Annotated in this window: 36 protein-coding genes and 1 tRNA gene; 17 read left to right on the top strand and 20 right to left on the bottom strand. The window is 63.8% G+C overall.

Annotated features, from left to right (window positions below; translation table 11 throughout):
- The first annotated feature begins 25 nt into the window (after positions 1-25).
- The 6 genes from AB6806_RS10960 to AB6806_RS10935 all read left to right on the top strand — a co-directional run bounded on the left by AB6806_RS10960 (position 26) and on the right by AB6806_RS10935 (position 1564).
- Complete coding sequence (locus AB6806_RS10960; RefSeq protein ID WP_370954610.1) at positions 26-235, top strand: hypothetical protein; 210 nt, start codon at positions 26-28, stop codon at positions 233-235.
- A complete protein-coding gene (locus tag AB6806_RS10955; protein WP_370954609.1) occupies positions 235-471 on the top strand; it encodes a hypothetical protein in 237 nt (78 codons plus the stop codon). Before AB6806_RS10960 ends, AB6806_RS10955 begins: the two co-directional genes overlap by 1 nt.
- A gap of 14 nt (positions 472-485) precedes the next feature.
- A complete protein-coding gene (locus AB6806_RS10950) occupies positions 486-779 on the top strand; it encodes a hypothetical protein (RefSeq protein ID WP_370954608.1) in 294 nt (97 codons plus the stop codon).
- A gap of 20 nt (positions 780-799) precedes the next feature.
- A complete protein-coding gene (locus AB6806_RS10945; protein WP_370954607.1) occupies positions 800-925 on the top strand; it encodes a hypothetical protein in 126 nt (41 codons plus the stop codon).
- A 13-nt stretch (positions 926-938) separates the two neighbouring features.
- Complete coding sequence (locus AB6806_RS10940) at positions 939-1196, top strand: hypothetical protein (RefSeq protein ID WP_370954606.1); 258 nt, start codon at positions 939-941, stop codon at positions 1194-1196.
- Between the two features lie 83 nt (positions 1197-1279).
- A complete protein-coding gene (locus AB6806_RS10935) occupies positions 1280-1564 on the top strand; it encodes a hypothetical protein (RefSeq protein WP_370954605.1) in 285 nt (94 codons plus the stop codon).
- 84 nt (positions 1565-1648) lie between these two features.
- Here AB6806_RS10935 and AB6806_RS10930 read toward each other — a convergent pair whose 3' ends face one another.
- From AB6806_RS10930 to AB6806_RS10920, 3 genes are all read right to left on the bottom strand, one after another.
- Entirely contained in the window at positions 1649-2515 is an 867-nt protein-coding gene (locus AB6806_RS10930) for a DUF429 domain-containing protein (RefSeq protein ID WP_370954604.1), read from the bottom strand.
- 101 nt (positions 2516-2616) lie between these two features.
- Positions 2617-2895 (bottom strand): hypothetical protein, encoded by a 279-nt coding sequence (locus AB6806_RS10925; protein ID WP_370954603.1) that lies wholly within the window; start codon positions 2893-2895, stop codon positions 2617-2619.
- An 89-nt stretch (positions 2896-2984) separates the two neighbouring features.
- Positions 2985-3341, bottom strand: coding sequence for a hypothetical protein (locus tag AB6806_RS10920; protein ID WP_370954602.1), 357 nt, complete (start codon positions 3339-3341; stop codon positions 2985-2987).
- Between the two features lie 165 nt (positions 3342-3506).
- Between AB6806_RS10920 and AB6806_RS10915 the strand changes: the two genes are divergently transcribed.
- On the top strand, positions 3507-3818 hold the full coding sequence (locus AB6806_RS10915; RefSeq protein ID WP_370954601.1) for a hypothetical protein: 312 nt from the start codon (positions 3507-3509) through the stop codon (positions 3816-3818).
- A gap of 35 nt (positions 3819-3853) precedes the next feature.
- Here the strand turns inward: AB6806_RS10915 and AB6806_RS10910 are convergent, their stop codons facing one another.
- From AB6806_RS10910 to AB6806_RS10875, 8 genes are all read right to left on the bottom strand, one after another.
- Positions 3854-4693 (bottom strand): hypothetical protein, encoded by an 840-nt coding sequence (locus tag AB6806_RS10910; RefSeq protein WP_370954600.1) that lies wholly within the window; start codon positions 4691-4693, stop codon positions 3854-3856.
- Between the two features lie 69 nt (positions 4694-4762).
- Complete coding sequence (locus tag AB6806_RS10905) at positions 4763-4918, bottom strand: hypothetical protein (RefSeq protein ID WP_370954599.1); 156 nt, start codon at positions 4916-4918, stop codon at positions 4763-4765.
- 11 nt (positions 4919-4929) lie between these two features.
- Entirely contained in the window at positions 4930-7506 is a 2577-nt protein-coding gene (locus tag AB6806_RS10900) for a phage tail tape measure protein (RefSeq protein ID WP_370954598.1), read from the bottom strand.
- A 1-nt stretch (position 7507) separates the two neighbouring features.
- Entirely contained in the window at positions 7508-7822 is a 315-nt protein-coding gene (locus tag AB6806_RS10895) for a hypothetical protein (RefSeq protein WP_370954597.1), read from the bottom strand.
- Positions 7819-8223 carry a hypothetical protein gene (locus AB6806_RS10890; RefSeq protein WP_370954596.1) on the bottom strand — a complete coding sequence of 135 codons (405 nt, stop codon included), beginning with the start codon at positions 8221-8223 and terminating at the stop codon, positions 7819-7821. Before AB6806_RS10890 ends, AB6806_RS10895 begins: the two co-directional genes overlap by 4 nt.
- Positions 8216-8446: a hypothetical protein gene (locus AB6806_RS10885; protein WP_370954595.1), complete on the bottom strand. Its 231-nt coding sequence runs from the start codon at positions 8444-8446 to the stop codon at positions 8216-8218. The genes AB6806_RS10890 and AB6806_RS10885 overlap by 8 nt, the downstream gene beginning before the upstream one ends.
- Positions 8446-9759: a S49 family peptidase gene (locus AB6806_RS10880; RefSeq protein WP_370954594.1), complete on the bottom strand. Its 1314-nt coding sequence runs from the start codon at positions 9757-9759 to the stop codon at positions 8446-8448. Before AB6806_RS10880 ends, AB6806_RS10885 begins: the two co-directional genes overlap by 1 nt.
- A complete protein-coding gene (locus tag AB6806_RS10875; RefSeq protein ID WP_370954593.1) occupies positions 9759-10697 on the bottom strand; it encodes a hypothetical protein in 939 nt (312 codons plus the stop codon). The genes AB6806_RS10880 and AB6806_RS10875 overlap by 1 nt, the downstream gene beginning before the upstream one ends.
- Before the next feature lie 236 nt (positions 10698-10933).
- Between AB6806_RS10875 and AB6806_RS10870 the strand changes: the two genes are divergently transcribed.
- Together AB6806_RS10870 and AB6806_RS10865 are read left to right on the top strand one after the other, a co-directional pair.
- Positions 10934-11101 carry a hypothetical protein gene (locus AB6806_RS10870; RefSeq protein ID WP_370954592.1) on the top strand — a complete coding sequence of 56 codons (168 nt, stop codon included), beginning with the start codon at positions 10934-10936 and terminating at the stop codon, positions 11099-11101.
- A 24-nt stretch (positions 11102-11125) separates the two neighbouring features.
- Complete coding sequence (locus tag AB6806_RS10865) at positions 11126-12115, top strand: DUF4365 domain-containing protein (protein WP_370954591.1); 990 nt, start codon at positions 11126-11128, stop codon at positions 12113-12115.
- On the opposite strand, the gene AB6806_RS10860 is transcribed toward AB6806_RS10865, so the two are convergent.
- The 8 genes from AB6806_RS10860 to AB6806_RS10825 form a co-directional block, all read right to left on the bottom strand.
- The gene (locus tag AB6806_RS10860; protein ID WP_370954590.1) at positions 12058-12786 is read right to left on the bottom strand and encodes a hypothetical protein; all 729 of its coding nucleotides are present in this window, start codon (positions 12784-12786) and stop codon (positions 12058-12060) included. The genes AB6806_RS10865 and AB6806_RS10860 overlap by 58 nt on opposite strands.
- Positions 12787-13080: 294 nt before the next feature.
- Complete coding sequence (locus AB6806_RS10855) at positions 13081-13902, bottom strand: hypothetical protein (RefSeq protein WP_370954589.1); 822 nt, start codon at positions 13900-13902, stop codon at positions 13081-13083.
- Positions 13899-14153 (bottom strand): DUF6074 family protein, encoded by a 255-nt coding sequence (locus AB6806_RS10850; protein ID WP_370954588.1) that lies wholly within the window; start codon positions 14151-14153, stop codon positions 13899-13901. Before AB6806_RS10850 ends, AB6806_RS10855 begins: the two co-directional genes overlap by 4 nt.
- Positions 14150-14374 carry a hypothetical protein gene (locus AB6806_RS10845; RefSeq protein ID WP_370954587.1) on the bottom strand — a complete coding sequence of 75 codons (225 nt, stop codon included), beginning with the start codon at positions 14372-14374 and terminating at the stop codon, positions 14150-14152. Before AB6806_RS10845 ends, AB6806_RS10850 begins: the two co-directional genes overlap by 4 nt.
- On the bottom strand, positions 14371-14622 hold the full coding sequence (locus tag AB6806_RS10840; protein ID WP_370954586.1) for a helix-turn-helix domain-containing protein: 252 nt from the start codon (positions 14620-14622) through the stop codon (positions 14371-14373). The genes AB6806_RS10845 and AB6806_RS10840 overlap by 4 nt, the downstream gene beginning before the upstream one ends.
- Positions 14622-14837, bottom strand: coding sequence for a helix-turn-helix domain-containing protein (locus tag AB6806_RS10835; RefSeq protein WP_370954661.1), 216 nt, complete (start codon positions 14835-14837; stop codon positions 14622-14624). Before AB6806_RS10835 ends, AB6806_RS10840 begins: the two co-directional genes overlap by 1 nt.
- 211 nt (positions 14838-15048) lie before the next feature.
- On the bottom strand, positions 15049-16344 hold the full coding sequence (locus AB6806_RS10830; protein WP_370954585.1) for a tyrosine-type recombinase/integrase: 1296 nt from the start codon (positions 16342-16344) through the stop codon (positions 15049-15051).
- 183 nt (positions 16345-16527) lie between these two features.
- A tRNA-Leu gene (locus AB6806_RS10825) sits at positions 16528-16612 on the bottom strand.
- A gap of 278 nt (positions 16613-16890) precedes the next feature.
- Here AB6806_RS10825 and AB6806_RS10820 point away from each other — a divergent pair.
- Both AB6806_RS10820 and AB6806_RS10815 read left to right on the top strand, forming a co-directional pair.
- Positions 16891-17502: a YqaA family protein gene (locus AB6806_RS10820; RefSeq protein WP_113253678.1), complete on the top strand. Its 612-nt coding sequence runs from the start codon at positions 16891-16893 to the stop codon at positions 17500-17502.
- A 52-nt stretch (positions 17503-17554) separates the two neighbouring features.
- The gene (locus AB6806_RS10815) at positions 17555-18055 is read left to right on the top strand and encodes a disulfide bond formation protein B (protein WP_210245669.1); all 501 of its coding nucleotides are present in this window, start codon (positions 17555-17557) and stop codon (positions 18053-18055) included.
- A gap of 143 nt (positions 18056-18198) precedes the next feature.
- Here the strand turns inward: AB6806_RS10815 and AB6806_RS10810 are convergent, their stop codons facing one another.
- The gene (locus tag AB6806_RS10810; RefSeq protein WP_038363658.1) at positions 18199-19071 is read right to left on the bottom strand and encodes a MurR/RpiR family transcriptional regulator; all 873 of its coding nucleotides are present in this window, start codon (positions 19069-19071) and stop codon (positions 18199-18201) included.
- 92 nt (positions 19072-19163) lie between these two features.
- On the opposite strand from AB6806_RS10810, the gene AB6806_RS10805 reads away from it, so the two are divergent.
- From AB6806_RS10805 to AB6806_RS10780, 6 genes are all read left to right on the top strand, one after another.
- Positions 19164-20777 (top strand): ABC transporter substrate-binding protein, encoded by a 1614-nt coding sequence (locus AB6806_RS10805; protein WP_142022074.1) that lies wholly within the window; start codon positions 19164-19166, stop codon positions 20775-20777.
- A gap of 84 nt (positions 20778-20861) precedes the next feature.
- Positions 20862-21839, top strand: coding sequence for an ABC transporter permease (locus tag AB6806_RS10800; RefSeq protein ID WP_142022073.1), 978 nt, complete (start codon positions 20862-20864; stop codon positions 21837-21839).
- Positions 21836-22744, top strand: a complete 909-nt coding sequence (locus AB6806_RS10795) for an ABC transporter permease (protein ID WP_142022072.1) — start codon at positions 21836-21838, stop codon at positions 22742-22744. Before AB6806_RS10800 ends, AB6806_RS10795 begins: the two co-directional genes overlap by 4 nt.
- Positions 22741-23721 carry an ABC transporter ATP-binding protein gene (locus tag AB6806_RS10790; protein ID WP_370954584.1) on the top strand — a complete coding sequence of 327 codons (981 nt, stop codon included), beginning with the start codon at positions 22741-22743 and terminating at the stop codon, positions 23719-23721. Before AB6806_RS10795 ends, AB6806_RS10790 begins: the two co-directional genes overlap by 4 nt.
- The gene (locus tag AB6806_RS10785) at positions 23718-24737 is read left to right on the top strand and encodes an ABC transporter ATP-binding protein (RefSeq protein ID WP_370954583.1); all 1020 of its coding nucleotides are present in this window, start codon (positions 23718-23720) and stop codon (positions 24735-24737) included. Before AB6806_RS10790 ends, AB6806_RS10785 begins: the two co-directional genes overlap by 4 nt.
- Positions 24734-25603, top strand: coding sequence for an alpha/beta hydrolase (locus AB6806_RS10780; RefSeq protein WP_370954582.1), 870 nt, complete (start codon positions 24734-24736; stop codon positions 25601-25603). The genes AB6806_RS10785 and AB6806_RS10780 overlap by 4 nt, the downstream gene beginning before the upstream one ends.
- Positions 25604-25639 lie beyond the last annotated feature (36 nt).

The raw sequence follows: 25639 nt of genomic DNA, 5'->3' as shown, positions 1-25639 counted from the left end.
GGGCTCCTTTTGCTTGGAGGCAGGAATGGGCGCGGCACGCGAGGAAGATGGGCAGAAGCCGGCGTTCGCGATCGGAGATCAGGAGGTCGAAGAAGCCATTGCCGAGGCCAACGGCGATGCTCGCGAGGCCATCCGCATGCTGCTGCACGATCTAGTTGTGATGGCTGGGGATGCCGATCGGCTCGTGTCGCATGGCTATGTGCGCGGCCGGCAACCGTGGCGGAGGACAGGCTGATGGTCAGGAGAACACAACGCTCCCTGCACTCGTCGAAGATCGAGGAAATCCAGAAGGAAGTGAAAGACTTCCAGTGGAAGGTGAGGCGCTGGCATGCCGAGGTGCCGATATCGAGCACCGTCTATATCGGTCTCGATCCGCTCAACCACTGTCTGAGCCTTATGACGCGCATTCTCAATGGCGAGAAAGAAGGGACAGGATATTCCCGGCCCTTCGGCGCGAATGGAATGCAATGAAGCCGAGGGCGACGATGCCGGGCATATGGCAACATCAGATTGAACTCAAGCTAGATCGAGACGCGGCCTGCGAGCGGCTGCGCCGGGTCGAAGCATGGTGCACGGACTGGCAGATTGGGTTCCGGGTGCTTGGCACAATGGACGCCGAAACCGTTCGCGTCGCATTTGAGGATGCCCGGTTCGCCCGCGCCTTTCATAGCCACTTCGGCGGGGTCATAGTGCCGGACAATGAGCTTGAAGCCGCATTCGCTGCCGATGCGGCGAGTGAGGACTTGTTTGACCGGCTTGCTGGAGAATACCCTGACTAGATGACGCTGTGGTGAGGGCCATGGAGAGCACCGAACAGGAGTATGCCCAGCGCTCACGGCAGGCGCAGCGCCAAGGGCTGTTCTATCTGGCCATCCTCATTGTGTCGGTGCTGGTCGGGCTGATGCTCAAGCACGCTGCTCCGTAAGGCTGGAGCGGACATGACATACGCAATCGCACTTCTGATCGCGATTGGCGTCGGGGCCGTGGGGGGCTTTCGCGAGCGCGTCTGGATCATGGTCCTGCCGTGCGCCTTACCGATCGTCGTTGAACTCGTTGCGCCGTCCAATCCCTCGGCAACGCTGGACGATTGGATCAATGGCCTGTCGTGGGCTGTTCCGTTCTATCTCGTGCCTAGCTTGCTTGGGGCGATTTTGGGATCGCTCACACGGGTGGTTTGGCTGCATTTTCGCCGGTGATCCAATCTTCCGCTAACGACCCGGCGCTAAGACTGCACCGCGCGTTCGGGTGCCATGTGTTTGGTCAAGTCGGAGAATTCGTCTTGCAGGAGAGTTCGAGCGTGTGGAGCCGGTTTCCCAAGCTCACAAAGTTTGATCGTATATTTTGTTATCTGATCGCGGCGGTGACGCTGTATCTGGTCAGCTATCTCGTCTACAACTATCTGGCCTACGGCGTAGTGAAGATATCAAGGACGACTTGGGGCGTCCGTCAATTTCATCCATATCGATTTTATATTTTCCTCGCTGGCACGCTTGTTTTTACATTATCAGCTCTGTTCCTTGTTGTGATGGCCTTGAAATCTCCTCGCTATGGCGAAGACGAATAGCAACCGGTCACGGCGCCGGATGAGGATCCGACGTTGATCGACCTATTGCGATAGATACCTCTCCGGATCGCTCGCAGGGACCGCTCAGGGCGATTTGCTATAGATCTCGATCTGTTGGGGGATCGGCGCCGATTGCGCCGGTATCCAGATCGCGGCATCATTGTCTCCGAATGGGATCGCAGCCCCCGCGAGGACGCGCGTCCCGACCCATGCGCAGACCACAGCATCGAGCTTGTCCTCGAAGGCTTTCAGCGCGACGCCGGGTGCTTCGGGCGTCGGCACGGTGAGCGCATCCGCAACGCCGCCGATCTCTCGCTCTAGGAGCGCGACGATCAGGTCCCACATAGACAAGAGGTTGGTGCGGCGCTCCGCCGGAGGCAACATCGGCCAGTAGGCGCGAGCTTTTCCCGCCTTGTAGGGGAGGCGGCGATCCGCTCGCGCCAGCTCGACCAGCGCGGGGTGCGGATAAACCTCGATCAGGGCATGCTCGGGCGTCCCGCCCGTCAGCAGAGGATAGCCGGCCGCCGCGAAGCTAGCGGTCAGATCGTCGCTGATCCGGCCGGGCCGCACCGCGCTCGGGGTGTGGGTGCTGCAATGCCGCGCCCCATAGGCGGTCGAGACCGCATTGTCGGCAGCGCGGCGCGCCGTGATCGGCGCGCGCGATAGCGGCATGTCGATCGCCACCAGAGCCGGGGCGGAGCCGGTCATGCTGCTACACGCCGTGAGTAACGCTTCGGCGTCCGGAAGTCTTCCGGGGGGCCGTGCTTCGGGCGCCGCGCCCGCAGGGGCCGTGAAGCTCGCGTAAGAGGCCGCGACCCGCGCCAAGCGCCAACCGCTGCCTTCATCGACGACGAGCGCGACCCCGCTTGGTTGGATGGCGGTCCACGCCGCGTCGATCCCCAGTACTGACCTCATGTCGGCAAGATGCGATTGCATCGCCTTGAGAAGCAAGCAAACTCTGAGGCGTCAGACCTAGAGCGGCGTCGCTGTAAGCCAGCATGCGGATCAGGTGGAGAGCAAGCTGCAAGGCCTCAGCTCGGCTGTGATGCTCCTCAGGCATCGACCGGCTCCGGTGCTGCTTGAGAGCAGGGGTGGACGAACCTGGCGGCCTGAACCAAGCCGGCTAGACCGATGACAATCCGGCGGGGATCGAGTAGGCGGCCGTGCCCTTCGCGGAACCTCCACCGCGTTCCCGAGATGCAGCCTTGCTCTGCAAGCGCCTCCCCAAAGTCTGCTTCTGAGACGATCGCGGGGTCATCCGGCCGGAAAACGAAGACGACGTTCGTCCCTGTCTCCGTGCGCATGGTCGAGGTGATCGAGAAGAAGGCCATAGCGAGCGCTCCGATGGTGGTACGCAACTGGAAAGGCGCTGAGGGATGCCTCGGCGCCGCAGGCGCGTGATCGCGCCGTCGAGAGCTACTCAGGCGGCCACCGAGCCGCCGTGGAGCGCTTGCAGGTCCTCAATCGCTATGCCGAAAGCTCGCAGAGGTCCGCGCGGTGCACCGAGGGGGAGGCCGGTGTTGATGTCCTGATCTGGGAAGTTTGGGTCGGCTCCTGCGATTAAGAAGATGGGGAAGCCGTCCATCACGTCGTCCCACTCAATCCGGCCAGCGAGGCACGCCTCAGCCGCGAGCTGCGTGAAGGCGGCGAGCTCCTCAGCCGTGCTCGATCGAAACCGGACCACGGAGCCAGGGCAAAGCACAGGGCGGCCGTTTTCGATCACGTCGAAGTCTTTGCGGAGCCGATTTCGCGCATCATCCTCGTTGGTGAAGGCCATGTAAGCGGTTCGTCCATCGACCTCAAAAGTGTAGCAAATATTCGCCATTCGGCACCTCCAATCGCGCACTGCGATGGGAGTGAAGAAGCCAAGGATATCATTCGAAATCAACCAAATTGATTTCCAAATCTTCGAGCTAATATTTCCAAATTCATAAATATTGAAATGGATCGGCTATTTCGGTTTTCCAAATGGCGGCAAGCGGCGCCGTTTGGAAATCCACACGCGTTCATCGCCGATACAGCTCGCGCACGCTTCTCTCCCGCTATGCGAAGCACCACGGCGCCGACCATCATTTTCGGGTGCGACGAATGCGGATCGCCGCAGATCAGCGTGCCGGCACGCGTCACGGATGATGCCGTGGTGAACTGCGGCCATTGCGGCCTGCCGCGCTGCTCGTGGATCGAGTACCGCGCGGCCATTTTCGCCGCCGTTGCCGGCGCGGCCGCTGTACCGGCCGAACTGCTCGCCGCTTAGGCGAGGGCGCGCGAGATCGCGACCGAAAGCTTAGATCATCGACGCAGCTCGTTGCGGAACTGAAGCTGGTCCAATTGCCGGTCGATCGCATCGGGACCGGGCGCAGATCGGTCCGGGATGCGGATTGTGAACGACTGAGGCGCAGCATGTGGCCGTAGGCTCTCGATACCTTTTTCCGGAGGCGGCCCTGGCAACTTGACCACGATGACTTCCTGAGGTGGCGCTGCCGATCCATCGGCAAATGCAACGTCCAGCGTGTGGGTATCCGACCGTTGACCCGCAACGGCTAAACCGAAGCCGAATGATCCGGGAGATTTGACCGGCAGAAGAGTGATGTCGGCAGACGCCTTTCCACCCTTCACAACAGCAAACTCAATCGTATAGCCAATCGTTTTTGGCTTTTTGCTCAGATCATGGTCATCCATCGATCCGAGGGAACGGTCCAACCACTCACCAATGCCGAGTTGTCCTTCCAACCCGCTGGTTGGTGAGCGCGGACAGCGGTAGTCCGCTGCATCTTTGAGCGCGACCCGGAACGTCATTTGGGCGAGCCGCTTGGTCGTTCCGCTAAAGCTGCCCGACGCTCCTGCGCCGAATAGGTCACCGCCGGGGCCGCCTGCCAAACCCACGAGCGATGCTACCGAAGGCGTTATCGACGCAGTCTCATCTACGCGCAGCGTCAAGGTGAAGCCCGCCACCCACTTTTTTAGCCAAGGATACTTAGATGCTCGGTTCTTGACGACGTCGTGCAACTCGCACTGGACGCGATCGACTACACGCGCGGCAGATATTTTGTCCTCGGACGGCAGTTCAGGAACTGTTGCACAAGCTCCGGCACTAGCCGCAATCGCGGCGCTCAATATCAGCTTTTTCATTGTGACCGCCCCAGTCCACAACCGGAGCGTGTCACTTCTTCGAGGGGCGGGCAAGCGCCTTTCGTTACGTCAGGGTGCAGCCGCAGGCCAAGCTCGCCACCGCCACCGAGTAGGCTTCTTTCCCTCGCCATCCACGATCGTGATCGACGTCACGACCGCGACCATGCCGGGCGTGATGTCCTTGCCGTCGATGAGGACCTGATCGACGGCCTTGCGTTTCTGCATTCCCATCTCCGTCAGGCGAGATCGCTGTCGCTGAACGAACCGCGCAGGCTCTCCGAGGTGGCCTCGCCGATCTTCCGAGAAACTGCCGCCGCGATCTCGTTCGGATCGGCGGAAGCGGTTTTGACCCGGATGCTGTTGTGGATCACGGGCGCTGCGCTCGTCTTGTTCGCTGCTGCCGGGGGCATTGGGTTGGCCGGAGACACGGACGGTCGGATCGGGACATCAACTCCGGCGCCGAATATCGATTTGAGCTTCGACCAGATTGATTGCGCGGCGGCATCGATCTTGCCGGAGTTGCTGCTGATCCCACCCGCAATTCCATCGGCCGCATTGGTTCCGGCCTGCGTCCCCGCCGCGTCGCCCTGATCCGGCAGGATGCCGAGCCGCCGCCGCTCTTCGAGGAATTGCTCCCGGATCATCGCATTTCCGGCGCGTCGTCGGTTCTGCCCTTGGTTATGGGCCTCGCCCGGCGCGACGTTTTCGAAGCGTTTCTCATTAGCTCCGCGGATCGGATACAGCGCGGCATAGAGGGCCGTCGCGATGCCGGCGACACCAGCGCCCCGGAGCAGCATGCCCCAGCGCGAGGCTGCGCCGGCCGCTGCGGCGCCGCCGGCAGAGACCCCTCCGGCGCCCTGTGCCACGGCTGCGCGCATCAGCGCCGCCGCAGAGGCATCGAGCGCCATAGCCGAGCCGCTGAGGGCAGCGGCCGGACCTCCGAGACCAAGGATTGCGCTGCTGAACCGAGCAAACGCATACATCCCGCCGCCCACGGTCGCGAGAACGCCAAGGGCGGTCGCGGCCTGCCGTGCAGTGCCGCTCATGTTGGATACTTCGTCGATCGCATTCCCGATTTTGTCGAAGGAAAAGGTCAGGAGCTTCTCGTTGGCCTGGCCCATCGCGAGATAGAAATTCTCGACCGAGCCCTTGAGCCGCTCAAGCGAGCCGCCGAGGCCGCCCATGATCTCGTCGGCCTTGCGCTTCGCGAAGTCCGGATCGTCGCCGGCTCCTTGGAGCTGCTTCCGACCCGCGACATATTCCTCGCGCTGCCGCTGAGTGATCGCGCCCTTGCCGCCGTGCTTGTTCGTCAGGAAGGCGTTGAGCTGCGCCAGCGTCATGTCCGACTGCATCACGGCATCGAGCAGCGCCTCCGCATCGACGCTCTGCGCCGACATCTGATGGAACTTGCTCGCGGCCTTCGCGACGTTGACGCGATCGGCCGGCTTCATCGTGCCCTTCTTCGTCTTCTCCATTTGGCCGGAGATCGCCTCGGTAACGGCGGTGACGAATTTACCCCGATCCCCGATCAGGTCCTTGTTGCCGAGCACCCCTGCGAGCTTCTTCTGCGTCGCCTCGGTGAAGTTGAGGCCCATCCCGTTCCGGAACTGCCCCTGCAAGCCGGACATGCTCAACGTGCTCGGCATGCGGACGAAATCGTCGTAACGGATGCTGGCCGCGTTCAGAGCTGCGAGCCCGTCCTTGCTCGGGTTCACCATCTTCGAGGCGGTTGCGCGCATGAAGACGCCAGCCTCGTCGCCGCGCAGGCCGCCGCGCCGCGCCAGCGCCGCGATTGCCATCAAGCTTTCGGGGGTCAACCCACCGGCCGTGCCGGTCGGAACGGCATACTTGATGTAAGCCTGAACGTCCTCGTCGGACATGCCGCCGAGCTTCGCCATCTTGACGAGCTGATTGGTCGCCTTGTTCGCCTCGAAGAGGGCCTTCTCCTTTGTCGAGATGTCCTTGCCGGTCGCTTGAAGATACGACCGGAGCGCCTCGGAGGCGCTTTCGAGGTCGGCTTCCATCACGAGGGCATAGTTCTTGACGTTTTCGAGGATGCCCTCCGCAACCTCGGCCTTGAGCCGACCCTGAATGCTGGTCGGAAGGCCCTGCATCGCCTTGGTCTGTGCCTTGACGACGTCGAGGTTCGAAAACTGCGTATCCTGGCCGATCTTCGTCGCCTGCTTGAGCAAGCCGGCCTGATCTTCCTTCGACAGATCGTTAAACTCGCGCTGTTTGCGCGCTCCGATATCGAACTCGGCCGCCGAGACGATGGCCTTCCTTCCGAATTCCTTGCCCTTGTAAGCCGCGATGCCGCCGGCAACCGCCGCAGCGTTTCCGAGCGCCTCGCGCCTGCGCTGCGAGCGTGCCGCTGCCGCCTCCTGGCGCCTCATCGCGGCGCTAGTCTTGTCGATCGACGCAGCGAGGGCTTTCTCCGCTCCGGTCAGGTTGTTGACCGACACGCCCATACGCTCAAGCTCGGTCGCGGCGCCGCGCACGCGCGCCTTCTGCCAATCGATCCGATTGCCGAGCTTATCGACCGCCGAGGTCGCCTTCTCATAGGCGGCCTGCATTCGCTTCGACGGGTTCTCCGCCGCGTTCAGTTGAGAGGCGAAGTCCCGGACCTTGTCGCGCGCCTTCGCGTAGGCGCGCTGCATCTCGTCGAGGCGCTTGGTCTGTCCCTTGAACGCATCGATCTTGCCGAGTTCGGCTTGTGCCCTGCCAATCTGACCGAGCGCGCCCGCCGCGCCTTTTGCCGGGCCGGAGACGCCGTCGATGAGCTTGACTGCGAGAGTGCTCGTCAGGTTCGCCACGTCAGCTCTCCGGGTCGTAGTCGAGCGCCGCGTTGGCGCGTGGATGGAGCACGGCGGCGATGGTTCTGGTGATCGCGGCAACTAGCTCATCCGCAGCTAGCGGGGAGAGAGCCGATGCTTGCTCGATAGAAATCCCAGCGAGACCGTAGAACTGTGCGACGCCCGCGAGGTCGCCGGCATTGCTGGCGCGGCACATCTCGTCGATCTCGGCCTCGGTTGGCGAGCGGATAACGAGACAGGAGTCCGTCGTTTCGCCCTCAACCGCCACTGCGACGCCAGGCAGCTCCACGAGTGCGAATGGGGCTGGACCGCTCATACAGCCGCCTCTGCCTCATCAAGGAGATTGCGAAGCAGCGTCGGCTCGCTGAGGAGCAGGCGAAGGAGGTGCAGCGCGAAATCACCGGGCGCTGCCTCGCGCTCCGCGGCGGCCTCGTCCAGGCGCCGCATATCCGTGAGGGTGCAGTGTATCTGAACCGCCTTCGGACGACCAAAAGGCCGTTCCATCCGAACGCCCGCATCGCGCAACATGTCCCGGATTTTTCTCTCCGTGGTGTTGCCAAGCTCCGTGGCGATCTCTGTCGCGTTTTTGCCCTGGCCGGCGAGATAGGCCGCACGGATTTTTTCGGGTGTCGCATATGTCCGATTGCGGCGTGCGGGCTTTCTCGCGCTGGATCGTGATGCCGGCTCTGCGACCCTTTTTGGGAGCGCTTCACGCATCGAGGTGGCGCTCCGCCAGGTTCAATCGGGGCCTCGGCATCGCGCCGGAGCGGATCAGATCACGCTCCTCGCGCGATGGCGCGCGGCGTAAGGCCAAAAAGGCCGCTTCGCCTGTCGAGACACCTGATGCGAGCGCCGTGCCGAGATCGAAATCTAAGCCTACGACCCCGCAGATTTCCACAAGCTGCGCCATTGAGGCGGTTCGGTTTGGATCGTCGGTCATCAACGCCTCCGCCTGCGGGCAAGCAACCGTTCCCGCTCCGCCCGCGCTGCCGCGACGATGGGGCTTTCGGCTGGCGGGCTCGCTGTCTCTACGCTGGCCGGCTGCGCTCCTCTGCGCTTTGCCAAGGAGAGGGCCGCGCTCCGAAGAGCCTCAGCCTTCAAATTCGCCACAGACGTCGGAGCGGAGACCGTCGTGTTGAAGCCAAGTCGTGCCGCCGCTGCCGAGGCACGGGCAGCGGCATCAGCGGTCGCCGCGATTGAGGTTGAAGCAGTCGCCGCCGGGACGTTCGTCGGTTCGGTGCTCATCGATTTTCCTTGGTTCTGAGCAGTCGGAGGCGCGGGTGGAGCCCCGCGCCGGGTGAAAGCGGGGTCCGCCACAGCGGCGAGAGCCTCGTCGAAGGTCATGACCTGATCGGCCAGCCCGGCGGCGACTGCCGCCTCTCCCATCAGAACGCGGGCCTGAGTGGCTCGCGCCCCCGCTTCCGTCAGGCGAGCACCGCGACCGGCGGCGACCGTCTGCAAGAAAAGGCCGTAGAACGCGTCGATCTCGCGTTTGAACTCGGCCTTCACGTCGTTGGGCAGCGGCTCGTAGGGATTGCCGTCCACCTTGTGGTCGCCAGCGAAGATGAAGGTCGGCTTGACACCCGCATCGGCGAGCAACTCGGAATAGTCGAGGTGCATCATCACCACACCGATCGATCCGGAGAGCCCGGTCGGCGTCGTCACGATCCGAGTTGCGCCGGAGGCGATTGCGTACATCGCAGAGCACGCCATGCCGTTGACGATCGCGATGACCGGCTTGACGGCGGCGGCCTTGCGAACCGCAGCGGCGCATTCGAACGCGCCGACCGCTTCACCTCCGGGGCTCTCGCAGTCGAGCAGGATCACGCGCGTCATCGGGTCGGCCGTGGCCGCCGCGAGCTGATGCGTGATGCCTTCGTAGGACACAAGGCCAGACGAGGCGCCGATCCATGCGCCTCGGTTCACAAGCTCGCCGACGATCGTGATGATCGCGGTCCCGTCCGTCGTGCGGCGGAACGGCAGCGGCCGGCCGGAGGCGTCGAGCGAGGTCTGACCCGCGAAGCGCGACGCACGAGCGCCGTGAACTTCAACCGTTCCGTTTGCCCTCGGCGTCTGTTGGAACACCTCGAAGCTCTGCGCCCCGCTCTCCGTCGAAGAGCCGGCGCCTCGGCCGGCTTCGACGTCGTTCTCCCGCATCCGGGTTCGAACGAAGCTCTCGATCGTCTGCGCTGTGCTTGGCAGGATCAGCAGCGGCCGGCCATAGAGGCGGCACGCGATCTGGTGGAACCGCATCAGGTTAAGTCCTCGCGGGTCTGCTCAGTGCGAACCTTGCGCGGCTCGGCCTGCGGCTCGGCGGAGACGGCCTCGGCCTTGGCAACGAACGAAAGCACGTCTTCCGGCGACGGATTGTGATGCCAGGACGGCAACTCATAGCCGGGGTCGCACCAGCGAAACCCTGGCATTGCGAGGCGCCGAAGCCGAGCACCACTCTCGCCCGGCTGGGCAGCTCGGATTGTGCGTGTCACCTCGATGTAGCCCGTGCACTCGACCCGCTGCTCAGTATGAACCGGATAATTTTCTCCGCGCACCGACTTGGTACTTTCGTAAAACTCACCCTTACCGCCGCCGAGGTCCTTGAACCGCTCAACTTTCGCGGGCTCGACCTTCTCATGCGGATAGAGGCTGCGCCGCCAAATGATCTCGGGTTTCTCGTCGAGCACTTCTTCTGGCAGAGGCGCCCGGTCTCGCACTAGGCCCTCTGCATCCTCGATGTAGGCGGCGTCGACCGGAAGCTCCGCGTTAGCGGCCGCGACTACAGCTCGGGTCTCCTCGATCAGTCGCAAGAGGGCGAGATGTTCCTTGAGGTGCTTCGGGAGCCGCTGGCGCAGAGCCTTGACCGTCGTGTCGCGCCGCTCTGCCGCAGCGGCGTAACGCCGCCGCGCTTCCGTGGCGGCCTCGGCGGATCGCGCTTGATCGAGCTGGCGAACCACCCGTTCGCGAGCTGCGGCAAGGTCGGCGATCTCATCGCCGAGATCGGCGATCTGCCGGCGCAGCTTTGCAGCGGCGACCTCGTCCTCAATGAGGACGTCGAGGCGGCGAGCTGAGAGCGTTTCGTGCTGCTGGGTCTTCTCGGCGATACGCTGGTCGATCTCGCCGATCGCTTGCTCAACGTCGGAGGAGGGGACCGAAGCCCCGGCAGAGCGGAATACGTTCTTGAGAAGCGAGATCACCAAAAGCTCCGGTGGTTCGGCCGGCGGCGATAATGCGCCGCCGACCTTGTTGGACCCGAAATGGCTGTCATGCCGCCATTCTTGTCCGCCGAAACTGGCTACTTTCCTAAGTAAAACCGCACCTGTTCGGACGATTGTTTTGCAGCGGCGACACTAGCGTCATCTTGTGCAGAGGCGCTGTACTCTTAGTCGTACTGTGCCATGCTATGCTTGGAAACGAGTAGCGAAGGTGTCACGTGGCTGACATCAAGAAGCTGACCTATGCTGAGGCAGCCGAAGTCCAACGGCAGATCGCAGCCGACCCGGACGACGCCGAGGCGACCGACGAGCAGCTCGCGCCGGCCGAGCCCTTTGGCGAGGCATTCCCGGCACTCGCCGCCTCTATCCGCCAATCCCGCGAGTAGGACTGGACGGAGCGTGCACTTTCGTTGCCTCGTCGCGCGCCATCCGATTTTCTCGTAAATGGCTCGATCATTCCAAACAGGCGACCGAGAGGCGAAGCTGTGAGCCTAAAAACGCAGAAGCAAGGCCAAATCGGTGTAAACGTCGTTGAACGTATTGTTCTCAAAGAGTGGGGCTGCCGGTGGCAGGCCCTTGATGCTCACAATGATGACGCCGTAGATGGACTTATTTTTATCGAGCGCGGAGGAGAGATGACGGGCCAAGTCGTCTTTGCGCAAGTAAAATGCATAAAGCGAAAATTAAAAAAGAACGGCGACCGCAAAATATCGTTGAATGCTAAACAATTGAAAAGAAATATGGAAATTTGGCATCGGGTCGTCGGAGCAGTTATATTGATACTGGTTGACCCTGACACCTTGCAGGCTTTTTGGACTGATTTACGACTAAACGGCGGCACTTCTACTCAGATTTTTGTACCAGAAACTCAAATCTTTGACAGGAGCGCGAAGGAACTTATTTCTCAACTTTGTGGAAATCTGCATCGCGACGTTCTCGCGCGAAAAATTCGCACCGAAGCAATCGATTTTGAGCACGTACGCAGTAGGGAACACATTCAGCCCGCATCAAGAAAGCTGTACCTTAGCTTACGCAACGACAATATTTGCATTGGCGGAAGTGGACCTTCTGTCATTTTTGATAGGCACGGCTGGAGGCATATTACACGCCGTGAAAGACCCGAGCTCACCCGCTATCAATCCTTTATATTACTCGGATGCGTACGGAAAATATTACAGGCTACTCCCCGTGATGATTTTCAGGACTACCGCCCCAAAGGTAGGTCCAGTGAGAAACTGATTGTTGCACGCGCCGCAGTGTCGTTCACGTTCAGGCAGACGGCGATCGTGAAGGTTGTTTTGAAAGAAATAGAACCTGAAAAGAGCTATCGATTTCATACCGTCTACGAACCGCGTCGGCGTCGCAACGTCCTAGGCGCGCAGGAACCGCTTTCCCCATAAACCCGAGGGCTGTTTGCTGAATAGCCGGGGCCTGTGCAGTTCCTGCGCTGCCGGCATGTTATCGCGGCAAACATAGCATTGAAATAGCCCTGCGGGCCGATCCGGGTCGCGCTTGCCAGGCCGGCCGGCGTGAGGCGGGTATTCTCGGTTTTCGGAACCCCAAATATGGGGGTCAATCCTCGGCGTCCTCTTGAGTGACACCCTGACTGACCTGTCTCAAGCGCTCGTCGCCCTCTGGCAAGAGCCTTGTCGATACGCTCGAAACTTTCATTGAGCCGTTTCTCGATCTCGCGCCGTTGGGGGACGTCGCGCGTGACGCGTACCGGCAAGCCCGCAATCTCGGCGTTGACCACGCCGACGATCCGGGCGAGCGCTAGCTCCGCCTCTTTCAGCTCGATCAGTTCGCGGCGCCGCTCGGCGATCCGCATGTCGATTTCGGTCTGCCGCGAGTTCTTGAGGCCGCTCTCGGCCTGCGCCTTGCTCGTGCGGCGCTCCTCGTCCTTGAGGAAGGCGATGTAGTCCTGAACCGCCTTGATGATGGGATAGGTGTTGCGCTGGCTCTTCGGGATATGGCCGTCGCGCACAAGCTGGCGGACGCGCTCCTTGGAGAGCATCAGGAGCGTCGCCAACCTCTCAAGTCCGATCGCTTCGTTTTCGGCCTGTTTCTGCATCGAAAAGCCCGTGATTTTGGGGATTTAGGGCCTTTTCCGACGCAAACGGCCAAATGCAATCAAAGTCGAAAAATCGAAACCCGAAATATGCTCAAAGTCCGGGGCAGCGACCCGCGCTCGATCGCCCCCCTCCGGAAGTACCTTTTTCGCATCGACCCCTTGCCCTTGGACGGCCCTGCCGTGAGGCAGGGAAGGCCGCTGACGGGTATCTCCGCGAGCGATGCCGCCGCGCGTGTCCGTTTGGAGGCGCGACAGTTGGGACTTCTAGCGCCGCGAAGAGGGGCAAAGCACCCATCACCAGATGCCGTCTTCCTCATCGACGCCGCACTCGTCCACGTAATCGAAACACTCCTCTCGCTCTGCGAGATAGTGGAACGTCGCTTCCATTTCAGCGTCGGTCGGGAGGGGGCCGTAGGCCGGAGGTTGCTCTTCCGGCCGGAGCGGGACGCGCACCTTGGGTGCGTGTTCCCGCGTACCATGGTTTAGCAATTCATTGTTCAGGGATCGCCCCAAGGCGATCCCCCCCGTTGTTCCTATGTTAGCGGGCAATGGGTTGCCCGGTTCGGAGATCGAGATTGCCTGATTGAGCCGATCAGCCGGGCGGTCCACTGCCCGCTTTCCCCTGCGCTCAACAGGGCAGTGGGTTGCCCGATTGAGTTCTTGTTCTGGACAAGCCCAGAGGACTGGATCTACGAGCGAGAACATCCGCGCGGACCGGTCGTCGCTGCCACCGCGACGCAGCGCGCCGGCCTGTTTCAAATTCTTGATAGCGTTCTTCACTGTGCCGTTGGACTGATCTGTCTCCGCCTCCAACGTAGGGATCGATGGGTCACATCGCCCACTCTTCATGTTGAGATGGCCGGCGATGCAAATGGCAGTGATTTTGTCGCCCGCAACCAGCCGGGTCCCGTTGCGGACGCGACCTCTCAAGACGGCCTTGCTCCAACGCTCCCGAAGCGCAAATTTTTCGGATTGCCGGCAGGTATAGCTCTCTAATTCGTCGAGCGGCTTTGCATCGACGTGAGAAGCGGTCACGGCAACGGCACGACTTGCCGCAACCTGATCTGCGAACGAGCGCTTTTGCTCGCGTGCAACATTGACGCCGGGCTCGCTCATGACGATCCGTCCCGCCCGCAAAAGTCATGGCGCCACAATTCAGCCCGAACGCGGCCTTCGAACGCGGCGAGCTGCTCCCTAATCTGCTCGGTGGTGAAGCCCTGCTTAAGCATCCTGTCGCGGATGCGCTTCATCGCATCGAGGATTTCCATTTCACCGCGGGTGACGTTGCTGGCGATCACGCGGCGGGCGAGGTTCTGGATATCGCCCTGGCGCGCCGCGAGGGGGAAGGCGATCATTTTCGCGCTCATCGCCCCCTCTCGATCACAGCCGTTAACGGCGTCGAGACCGTACTGCGTGCCAAGTCGAGCCGGCGCTGGTGATGTGCGAGCAGCCATTCCGCATCGGCGATCTCCTTCGGCGACGGCCCACGCCCGCCGCGATCGGCGGCCAGCTCGGCGGCGGCGGCGAGGTCATCGAGGCGGGTCTGAGCTTCGGCGACGCTCTGCCTGATCTCTGCGATGTCGGTCATCGGGCGCCCTCCGACAGGTCGGCGAAGTTCACGTCGAGACCAGTTCGAAGCAGGTAAGCCCACAGCGACGCGCGGAGGATGCGCAGGCCGCCACAGACCTTCGCGCTCTCAAGCTCGCCTCGTTTTGCCATACGACGGACCGAATGGACGCTGATATCGAGCAGCCGCGCCACCGCCTCCGGGCGATAGTTCGCCTTCGGCATCAGTTTCTCGATGCCCTTGGCGTCAGTGATGGGATCGAGAGGCATCAGACGTCCCTCGCTGCTATCGGCATCGATGCGATGAATGTGTCGAGGTCAGACCTGCGGATGCGCCGGACGCTGAGTAGCAGAACGCTCGGAAGATGACCGCCGCTCACCAGCCGATAGACGGTGTCGCGCCCGCAGTTGAGAACGCGACCCACTTCGGCAATGGAAAGCAACTCTGCTTCCGGTGGAATGACGCTTGGAGACGAGATGCGCATAGCGCCTGCCTCGACGGGCAAAGCTGTAGCGTTCACGGGAAAACCCCTGCTTCGACGAAGGTCTTGGATCGACCAAATGTTGCGCGGCAAAATCGCCGCGTCCTCGAAGCAATCGGGGCGCCCGATCAGCGTAGGGCAAATCAAATCAGCCCTGGCTCTATTCGCGATATGCGATGAGCGACACTCAGCGTCAAGCAGCTACATTTTGGCGTTATGTCGAAGCCGAAGATGTCGTGGCGTTACCCTGTCGTAGCTCATCGCAACGATCCGCCCACCATTGCATCATGTCGATCCGCTCGGTCCAGAACATACCGCGTGCGTAGGCGCGGCGAGCTTCGTCTTCGTCGAGGTGTCCCAGCTCTTTCTCGATCGCGTCCGCCGACCACTTTCCGGACTGGTTTGCGATCGTGGAGAAGCTCGCTCGAAAGCCATGGGCGGTGACCTCGTCGGCTGAATAGCCGAGGCGGCGTAGGCAGGCGTTCAGCGTGTTCTCCGACAGCGGGCGCGTCCAGACGCGCTGGCCCGGAAGGACAAGGCGGCCTTCGCCGGTGATATCGTGCAGCTCTCGAAGCAGGGCGAGAGCTTGCAGCGGCAGCGGCTTACGATGCGGCCGGCGCATTTTCATCCGGCCGGCTGGAATGTTCCATGCCGCGCCGTCGAGATCGAATTCGCTCCACTCCGCGAGCCGCAACTCGCCCGGCCGTGGAGCGAGATAGGCCATAAGCTTCAGAGCATACCGGATGGTCGCCAGTCCCTCGAACCCCCAAACCGCCCGGAGGAGGGCGCCGAAGGGCTTCTCCTCCACAATCGCGGGCCTGTGGCGGACCACGGGCGTCGCGATGGCGCCGCGTAGAGCAATGGTTGGATCATTCTCTGCCTTGTCTGTCGCAATCGCATAACGAAAGACGCGCCCGATCACCGATCGGAGCCTGTTTGCGCTCTCAATCCTGCCGCGAGCCTCGACCTTACGAAGAATGCCGAGGACTTCACGTGAGGAAATCGACCTCACGCTTTTCTCGCCGAGTTCGTCGAGCGCGAAGCCGAGCAGCCAAGAAACCTTCTCGACGGTGACCTCTGCGCGGCCATCCATCGACGTTTTCGCCAGCCATTCCTTCGCAACCTCGCGGAAGCTTTCGCCAGGCAGAACCGCTTCGCGCTGCTTCGCCGCCTCAGCGGCGGCGGCCGTTGCCTCGCGCGGGCTGGCTCCTGCCTCGATGCGCCGGGCCTCGTCCAGCGCGACCGTTATGACTGTGCCGTGGGCAGCCGGGTCGTTCCCGGTCGCGAGCAGTCGCTTGGCGGCATCGCGAGCCCGACGCGCCGCAGAAAGAGAGACGGCAGGATAAGGTCCAATCCCGATCGCACGTTGCTTGCCTGCCGACCGGTAAGCGAGCCGCCACGTCCTGGCTCCCGCTGGGCTGATCCAGAGTTGAAGCCCTTCGCCATCAGACAGCTTGAGTGTCCTGTCGGAGGGCTTGGCGGAACGGATTTTGACGTCGGTGAGCGGCATGCGGAGGTCTCAGCGGCCGATCTGTTGGAAGATCGTTCCAACACGCTGCCCTCTTCCAACGACCATTCCAACAATTTTCTCTGCTGGCCAGCGACAGGGAGCGACGCTGGCCGACAAAAAATCCCGCTAAAGCGGGCCTTTCGAGGCAGTTTGCGACATCCAGCGATGCTCTGCGATAACCGATGGTGCCCCTGGCCGGGATCGAACCAGCACTCCTTGCGGAACTCGATTTTGAGTCGAGCGCGTCTACCAATTCCGCCACAGGGGCCCCGACGGGCCGGCGGACTATAGCGATCGATCGATACCGGTCAATCGCCGCGGCGACGCAGCCGAGAGGTTTTTCGGTCCCGGCGCAAGATGGCGATGTTTCGGCCTGCCGAAGCCGTTGCGTCACCGGCCGACGCATGCTCTAGAGCCGGATGATTTCAGAGGGCACCACAAGGCGATCCCATCCGAAATCTGAATCCGTCTCTCACCAGGGAGTTAGAGCAGGATTATCGCGAAAAAACCGGTTCCCGCTTTTTCGCATCCTGCTCCAGAGCCGCCATGCTGAAGCGCCTCTACGAATGGACCATGTCGCTCGCCGCCCGCCCCCGGGCCGAGCTGTGGCTCGCGGTCGTCGCTTTCGTCGAAAGCTCGTTCTTCCTGATCCCGGCCGATGTGCTGTTCGTGCCGATGGCGCTGGCGCGGCCGATGCGGGCCTATCGGCTGGCCTTCATCGCGACGCTGTTCTCGGTGCTGGGCGGCATCATGGGCTACGCCATCGGCTATTATGCCTTCGAGGCGCTGGCGAAGCCGGTGCTCGCCTTCTACGGCAAGCTCGATGCCTTCGACACTCTGCGCGCCTGCGCCGGCCCCGACACGACGCTGATCCTGCTGACGACCTCGGGGCTGGCCCATCTGCCGCCGATCAAGGTGGTGACGATCCTGGCCGGCGCGGTCCATATCGGGCTGACCTTCTTCGTCGTCTCCTGCATCCTTGCCCGCGGGGCGCGCTTCTTTGCGCTCGCCTTCCTGCTTAGGCGCTATGGCGACACGATCCGCCACTTCATCGAACGTCGCCTGAAAGTGATCGCCGTCGTCGCGGCCGCCGTGCTGATTCTGCTTTATTTCGGCCTCAAGCTGGTCGCAGGGTCGGGACAGCTTCTGTCCTGCTGAGCCGACGCCCATGACCAGTTCCACTTTCGAGACCGTCCCCGACCGGAGCCGGATGCTGACGCCGCTGCGGCTCATCGGCGCGATCGGCCTCATCAGCGCCGCGCTGATCGCCGGTGCCTGGTATTTCCAGCTCGTGCTCGGGCTGGTGCCGTGCAAGCTCTGCCTTGAACAGCGCGTGCCGCATTACGCCGCCATCGGCCTCGCGCTCGCGGCGCTGTTGCTGGCCCGCTCAGCGCGGCTGCAATGGCTGGCGCTGCTGGCGCTGGCGGTGCTGATGGCCTGGAGCGCCGGGCTCGGCGTCTATCATTCCGGCGTGGAATGGGGCTGGTTCCTGGGGCCGAGCGATTGCGGTGGCGGCTCTTCCGCTGCGGCCGGCGTCCAGGACTTCATGAAGCAGTTGCAGAGCGTGCGCGTGGTCTCCTGCGGCGAGGCGGCGTGGCGCTTTCTCGGCCTGTCGCTTGCTGGCTGGAACGCCGTGGTTTCGGCCGGGCTCTTCCTGCTCGCGGTCTTCGGGCTGACGCGACGCGCCCAGATCGCGGGTCCGGCGCGGTAGCCTCTTTTCCGAAAACCACTTTCCGCTTTTCGGGCCGGGCTCTAGAGCATTTCCGCGTTTCTCTGAAACGCGGAAATGCTCTAGCTCCTTGTTTTTCTGCATTTTCTTCACGCGAACCGGCATCCACTTCGCTCGAAAATGCTCTAGCGAAAGAAGGTCCAGAGCAGGCTCTCGCTCAGTTCCTTGAGCGCCTCGACCGCGTCCGGCCGTTCGCGCGCGACGGCCGCGATCAGCGCATCCGCCAGGGCAAAGACCGCGGTCGGCGAATTGGGCAGGAGATGGCTGCGGGCGGGGGCGAAGAGCGTGACGTCGGCGATCGGCGTCAATGGCGAGGTCGGGCTGTCGGTGAGCGCGAGCACCCGGGCGCCGCGCTTCTTGGCGAAGCTCGCGAGATCCAGGGTCGCGCGGGAGTAGCGCGGCACCGAGATCGCCACGACGAGATCGTCGGGGCCCGCCGACATCATGTGCCGGATGGCGCGCTCAGGCCCGGTGCGGGATGAGGCGAAGATGACATTGGCGTCGAGATAGAGCGCCAGCCCGTCCTCGAGGAAGGACGCGACATGGTGGCTCGCGCCGGACGCCGCGATGAAGACGCGCGGCGCCTTCAGCAGCAGTTCCACCGCCCGCGTCACGGCGTCTTCCGAGAGCCCGTCGCGCGCTGCCTGGAGGTTTCCGGCCTGATCGGCAAGCGCGGTCGCGAAGGTGGCGAAGCTCGAGCCGGCCTCGGCGCGGGCGCCGGCGAAGCTGTCGACCGGGGCATGGGCGAATTTCAGCGCCGCCGAGAGCGCGCCGCGAAACTCGCCATAGCCGCCATAGCCGAGCGCCCGGACGAAGCGCGTCACCGTGGCGTTGGAGGTGCCGCTGCCTTCCGCCAGCCCCTCGATGGTCATGGTGGCGACGTCGAGCGGATGCTGCAGCACGAAATCGGCCGCACGGCGATGGCCGCTGCTGAGCGACGGGTAGATCTGCGCGATCCGGTTCGAGAGATCCGTCGACGGCTTCAAGCCCTGGGACATGTGCCTCCGACCGGTTGACGTTCAAAAATTTTCATGTTTGCTACTCGACGAAAATAAACCTGTCAAAACGACAAGCGGGAGCGGTTATCGTCATGCGCACATCCTTGTTCCGCGCGGCCCTTGCGGTTGCGTGCCTGTCCACCACGGCGGTCTCCGCGCAAACCCTGCGCATTGCGCTGGCCTCCGAGCCGACGGCTGTCGATCCGCATTATCACGACCTCACGCCGAACAATGCGCTGGCGCAGCATATCTTCGATTCGCTCGTCAGCCAGGACGCGCAGCAGAAGCTGCATCCGAGCCTCGCGGCTTCGTGGGAGAACGACGGCAAGAACCGCTGGACCTTCAAGCTGCGCGACGGCGTGAAATTCTCCAACGGCAAGCCCTTCACGTCCGAGGATGTGGTCTTCACCTTCTGCCGCACGCTGAAGAACGAGACCAAGGTCTCGGATTCCTTCGCAGACGTCACCGGCAATTTCGCGGCCGTCGAGGCGCCCGATCCGCAGACGCTGGTGATCACCACCACCAATCCCGAGCCGCTGCTGCCGAACCTGCTTTCGGCGCTCCCCATCCTCTCGGCCTCCATCGTCGAGCACGGCCCGATCAGCTACGACGTCGCCAAGAACTGCGGCGTCACCGGTGCTTGGCCGACGGTCAGCGGCTTCAATGACGGCACGCTCGCCATCGGGACCGGCCCCTACAAGCTCAAGTCCTATGTGCGGGGATCGGCGATCGAGCTCGAGCGCAACCCGAGCTATTGGGGCAAGGCCGAGCCCTGGGCGACGGTCCGCCTGCTGCCGGTGACCAATGCCGGCCCGCGTCTCGCCGGGCTGCTCGCTGGCGACTATGACGTGATCGAGAACCCGGCGGCGCGCGACCTCGGCCGGATCAAGGACGACAAGCGCTTCGGCCATGTCATCACGCCCTCGACGCGCGTCGTCTATTTCCAGCTCGACGTCGCCCGCGACCAGAGCCCCTTCGTCAAGTCGGAGGACGGCAAGAACCCGCTCAAGGACCTGCGCGTCCGCAAGGCGATGTCGCTGGCCATCGACCGCGACGCCATCGTCAAGCGCATCATGGACGGCGCGGCCGAGCCGGCCTACCAGTACCTGCCGACCGGCATGTTCGGCACGCAGGCCAAGCCGGAGAAGCTGGCCTATGACCCGGCGCAAGCGAAGAAGCTGCTGGCCGAAGCCGGCTATGCCAAGGGCTTCCAGCTCACGCTCTCGACCACCAACGACCGCTACATCAACGACAGCCAGATCACCCAGGCCGTCGCGCAGTACCTGACCCAGGTCGGGATCAAGGCCGAGGTCGATGCGATGACGCGGGCGATCTACTTCCCGCGCCGCGCCAAGAAGGAATTCTCGGTCGCGATCGGCGGCTGGGGCTCCGGCACCGGCGAGGCGGCCTCCTTCCTGCGGCAGTGGCCGCCGACCCCGAACGAGGCCAAGACGCTCGGCGGCTCGAATTATGGCGGCTACAAGAACGACCAGTTCGACAAGGTCATCCGCGAGGCCGTCACCACGCTCGACGACGCCAAGCGCGACCAGCTCCTGCAGGAAGCCGGCAAGCTCGTCCTCGCCGACTACGCCTTCATCCCGATCCATTTCGAGAGCGGCATCTGGGCCTTCAAGTCCGAGCTCGACGTCACGGGCCGCGCCGACCAGTACATGCTGGCGATGTCGGTCAAGCCGAAGGCCAAGTAAGCCGCCGGCCGACAGGCCATCGACAAGCCGGGCCGCCTCTTTCAGGGCGGCCCGCGAACCATTGAGCGGAGCCGGTCGAGCATCATGACCGCCTATGTCCTGCAGCGACTGATCCAGAGCGTGCTCGTGCTGCTCGCGGTCTCGGTCGTGGTGTTCTTCGCCGTCTACGGTATCGGCGACCCCGTCGAACTGCTCGTCTCGCCATCGGCCAGCGCGGCCGAGCGCGAGGCGCTGGTCCGGCGCCTTGGCCTCGACCTGCCGGTCTGGCAGCAATATTTCGTCTTCATGGGCAATGCGCTCAAGGGCGATCTCGGCCGTTCTTTCGTGCATGGCGTGCCGGCGATCGAGCTCATTCTCGGGCGCCTGCCGGCGACCTTCGAACTCGTCCTGCTCTCTATGACGCTGGCCATCGTCACCGGCGTGCCGCTCGGGCTCTATGCCGGGCTCGACCAGGACAGCCGGCCCTCGCGCATCATCATGGGCGCCACCGTCCTCGGCTTCTCGCTGCCGAGCTTCTGGAAGGGCATGATGCTGATCCTGCTCTTCGCGGTGGTCCTTCACTGGCTGCCGACGGCCGGGCGCGGCGAGACGGTCTCGGTCCTGGGCATCCGGACCAGCCTCGTGACCTGGGACGGGCTCGTCCATCTCGCCTTGCCCGCGATCAACCTCGCCATTCCCCAGATCGCGCTGATGACCCGCCTCGTCGCGGCCGGCACGAGCGAGGCGATGACGCAGGACTACGTCAAATATGCCCGCGCCAAGGGCGTCAGACCGCGCCGCGTCGTCGGGCGGCACGTGCTGCGCAACATCCTGATCCCGGTCGTCACCGTCGTCGGCATCGAGTTCGGCAGTCTCGTCGCCTTCTCGACCATCACCGAGACGGTCTTCGCCTGGCCCGGCATGGGCAAGCTCCTGATCGACTCGGTCTACCAGCTCGATCGGCCGGTGGTCGTCGCCTATGTGCTCTTGGCGACGCTGCTCTTCGTCACCGTGAACTTCCTCGTCGACATCCTCTATGCCGCGCTCGATCCGCGTGTGAAGCTGACCGGAGAGATGGCATGAGCGCCCCAGCGAAAGCTCCCGCCGTCCCGGCCTATGCCGACACGCCGCTGCGCGAGAAGGTGCTGCGCCGCATCCGCAGCCGGCCGACGACGCGCGGCGCCGCGATCCTGCTCGGCATCATGGTTGCGCTGGCCCTGCTCGCCCCGGTCATCGCGCCGCAGAACCCGCATGACCTCGCCTCGCTCAGCGTGATGGACAACCGCCTGCCGCCGGGGGATGCCGGCATGAACGGCATGACCTATTGGCTCGGCACGGATTCGCAGGGCCGCGACATGCTGAGCGCGATCCTCTACGGACTACGCACCAGCCTGATGGTCGGACTCATCGCGACGCTGGGCGCGCTCTTCATCGGTATCTCGGCCGGGCTCGTGGCGGCGCAGTTCGGCGGTGTGGTCGATGCCGTGATCATGCGCGTCGTCGATTTCATGCTCGGCTTCCCCTCGATTCTGATCGCGCTCGTGCTGCTCGCCTCGATCGGGCGCGGGGTCGACAAGGTCATCCTCGCCATCGTCCTGGTGCAATGGGCGCAATATGCCCGGCTGATGCGCGCCTCCGCCTTGGTCGAGCGGCGCAAGGAATATATCGAGGCCGCGCTCAATTTCGGCCTGCCGACCCGGCACATCATGATCGCGCATCTGCTGCCGAACTCGGTCGGCTCGGTGCTGGTCGTCGCCTCGATCAGCATCGCTGGGGCGATCACGCTGGAGGCGACGCTCTCCTTCCTCGGCGTCGGCGTGCCGGTGACGCAGCCTTCGCTCGGCCTGCTCATCGCCAATGGCTTCGAGTTCCTGCTCTCCGGCGAATACTGGATCGCGGTCTTCCCCGGTATCGCGCTGGTGCTGCTGATCGGCTCGCTCAACCTCGTCGGCGACCGGCTGCGCCGCAGCTTCAACGTGCGCTCATGAGTGAACCCTTGCTCGATGTCCGCGGCTTGCGGGCCGTCTTCCACGCGCTCGACGGCGCCTGGCCCGCCGTCGACGGCGTCGATCTCAGCGTCTCGCGCGGCGAGGTGCTAGGCTTGGTCGGCGAATCCGGCTCCGGCAAGTCCGTGACCGGCTTCTCGCTGGTGCGCCTGATCGATCCGCCGGGCGAGATCGTCGCCGGCACGGTGAGCTTCGGCGGCGAGGATCTGCGTGCGGCTTCCGAGGAGCGTCTGCGGAGCCTCCGCGGCGACCGCATCGCCATGATCTTCCAGGACCCGCTGATGACGCTGAACCCGGTGCTCAGCATCGGCGAGCAGATGAGCGAGGCGATTCTGGAGCATCGCGATTGCAGCCGCGAGGAAGCGCTCAGTGAAGCCGCCAAGGCGCTCGCCCGCGTCGGCATCTCCTCGCCGGAAGCGCGGCTCAAGCAATTCCCGCACGAATTCTCCGGCGGCATGCGCCAGCGCGTCGCGATCGCGACCGCTTTGCTCAATGCGCCCGACCTGATCATCGCCGACGAGCCGACGACGGCGCTCGACGTCACCATCCAGAGCCAAATCCTGTTCGAGGTGCAGAAGCTCGCCCGCGAGACCGGGACGGCGGTGCTCTGGATCACGCATGACCTCGCCGTGGTGGCCGAGCTCGCTGACCGGGTGGCGGTGATGTATGCCGGCCGCGTCGTTGAGATTGGGCCGGTCGACGAAGTGCTCGATGCACCGCGCCATCCCTATACGCTCGGCCTGCTCCATTCCTCGGCCGCCAACGTTCTGCCTGGCGAGCGCCTGAACCAGATCGACGGCGTCGCGCCGCGCATCGACGCCCGGCCGAGCGGCTGCCCGTTCCGCCCGCGCTGCCCGCGCGTTCAGCCGGTCTGTGCCATCAGTGATCCTGAGACGACAGGCGAGGGCGCACATCGCTTCCGCTGCCACAATCCGGTGCCGGTGGGAGAAGCGGCATGAGTGCTTCGACCAGCGCCCCGATCATCGAGCTCAAGGGCATCACCAAGCATTTCCGCCGCAAGCCGACGCTGGCGGAACGCATCCTGATGGCGACCGGGCGCGGCAAGGCGCCGCCGGTGCTGCGCGCCGTCGACGGCATCGATCTCAGCGTGAAGCGCGGCGAGGTGCTCGGCCTCGTCGGCGAATCCGGCTGCGGCAAGTCCACGCTGGCCCGCGTCGTCACCGGCATCCTCAAGCCGACAACCGGCGAGGTGGTCTACGAGCAGCAGCCCGTGGGGGGCCTGAAGGGCAAGGAGCGGCTCGATTTCCTGCTGAAGGTCCAGATGATCTTCCAGGATCCTTACGCTTCGCTCGACCCGCGCATGAAAATCAGTCGCATCGTCGGTGAGGCGCTGAGCGTCCACAAGCTCCTGCCGAAGGCGGAGATCGATGGGGCGGTCGACCAGGCGTTGAGCGAGGTCGGGCTCGATCTCGCCTATCGCGAGCGCTATCCGCATCAGTTCTCCGGGGGGCAGCGCCAGCGCATCGGCATCGCGCGGGCACTCGCCGTGAAGCCGGATTTCCTGGTCTGCGACGAGCCGGTCTCGGCGCTCGACGTCTCGATCCAGGCGCAGGTCATCAACCTGTTCATGGATGTGCGCGAACGCCATGGCCTGACCTATCTCTTCGTCAGCCATGATCTCGGCCTCGTGCGCCATATCAGCGACCGCGTCGCGATCATGTATCTCGGCCGCATCGTCGAGGTCGGCACGGCGGCTGAGATCTTCGCCGAGCCGGCGCATCCCTATAGCGCAGCGCTGATCGCGGCGATCCCGTCAGCGGCGCGGCGTAAACGCGCTTTCCAGCCGCTCAAGGGCGAATTGCCCTCGCCTCTGGCGCCGCCGCCCGGCTGTCCGTTCCATCCGCGCTGCGAGCAGGCCATGCCCGTCTGCCGCGAAGTCCGGCCGAAGCTCATCGAGATCGCGCCCGGCCGCAGCGCCGCCTGCCATCTGCACAAGGCTCCGGAGGCCGCATGATCACCACCACCCTCAACCCGGCGGTCGGCCGGGGCGAGCTGCCCTTCGTCGATGGCTTCCATCCCGGCCGGCCACTCGTGGTGAACTTCTATCGGCCGGCGGGTCACCGGCCGAACGATCCGGTCATCGTCGTGCAGCACGGCATGCTGCGCAACGGCGACGATTACCGCGATTTCTGGATCGATGCGGCCGAGAAGCACAACCTGCTGATCGTCGCGCCGACCTTTCCCGACGAGGCGTTCCCCAAGGCCGAGAGCTACAATAACGGTCTTGTCGTTTCGGATGACGGGACTATCGCTCCGCGCGGGCAGTGGCTCTACACCGTGCCGGAACGCGTACTCGACGCGTTGCGTGCCGGCGGCGTGATCGACAGCCCCGTCATCCGCATCTTCGGCCACTCGGCCGGCGGCCAGTTCGTGCATCGCATGTTGGCGACCGAAGGCGGGGCGCTGTTCGAGGCGGCGATGGCCTCCAATCCGGGTTGGTACACTTTGCCTACGCTGGAACGCCGCTTCCCGGAAGGGCTCGGCGGGCTCGGGCTCGACCGGGAGGCGCTGGCACGCTGGCTCGCCTATCCGATGATCCTCTTCGCCGGCGACCAGGACATCGTCACCGACGACCCCAACCTGCCGGCGCAGCCCGAGGCGCTGGCGCAGGGACCGCATCGCTACGGCCGCGCCCATTTCATGCTGGACTTCGCACGGGCCGAAGCCGCGCGGCTCGGCACCGCCTGCAACTGGAGTCTCATCACGGTCGCAGGTGTCGGCCATGACGGGGCTGCGATGTCGCGCGCGGCCGCGGCCTACTGGTTCGAAGGCCGGATACCGGAAGTCGAAGAACTGAAGCCCCAGGGCGCGGTGGCCTGAACCTCCGGGTCGGTAGAGCCGGTCGCCCCGGCGCCC

Source organism: Allobosea sp. RCC_152_1, assembly GCF_041360765.1.
Taxonomy (GTDB): Bacteria; Pseudomonadota; Alphaproteobacteria; order Rhizobiales; family Beijerinckiaceae; genus Allobosea; species Allobosea spartocytisi.
This window is presented reverse-complemented; position numbering and strand designations above follow the sequence as displayed.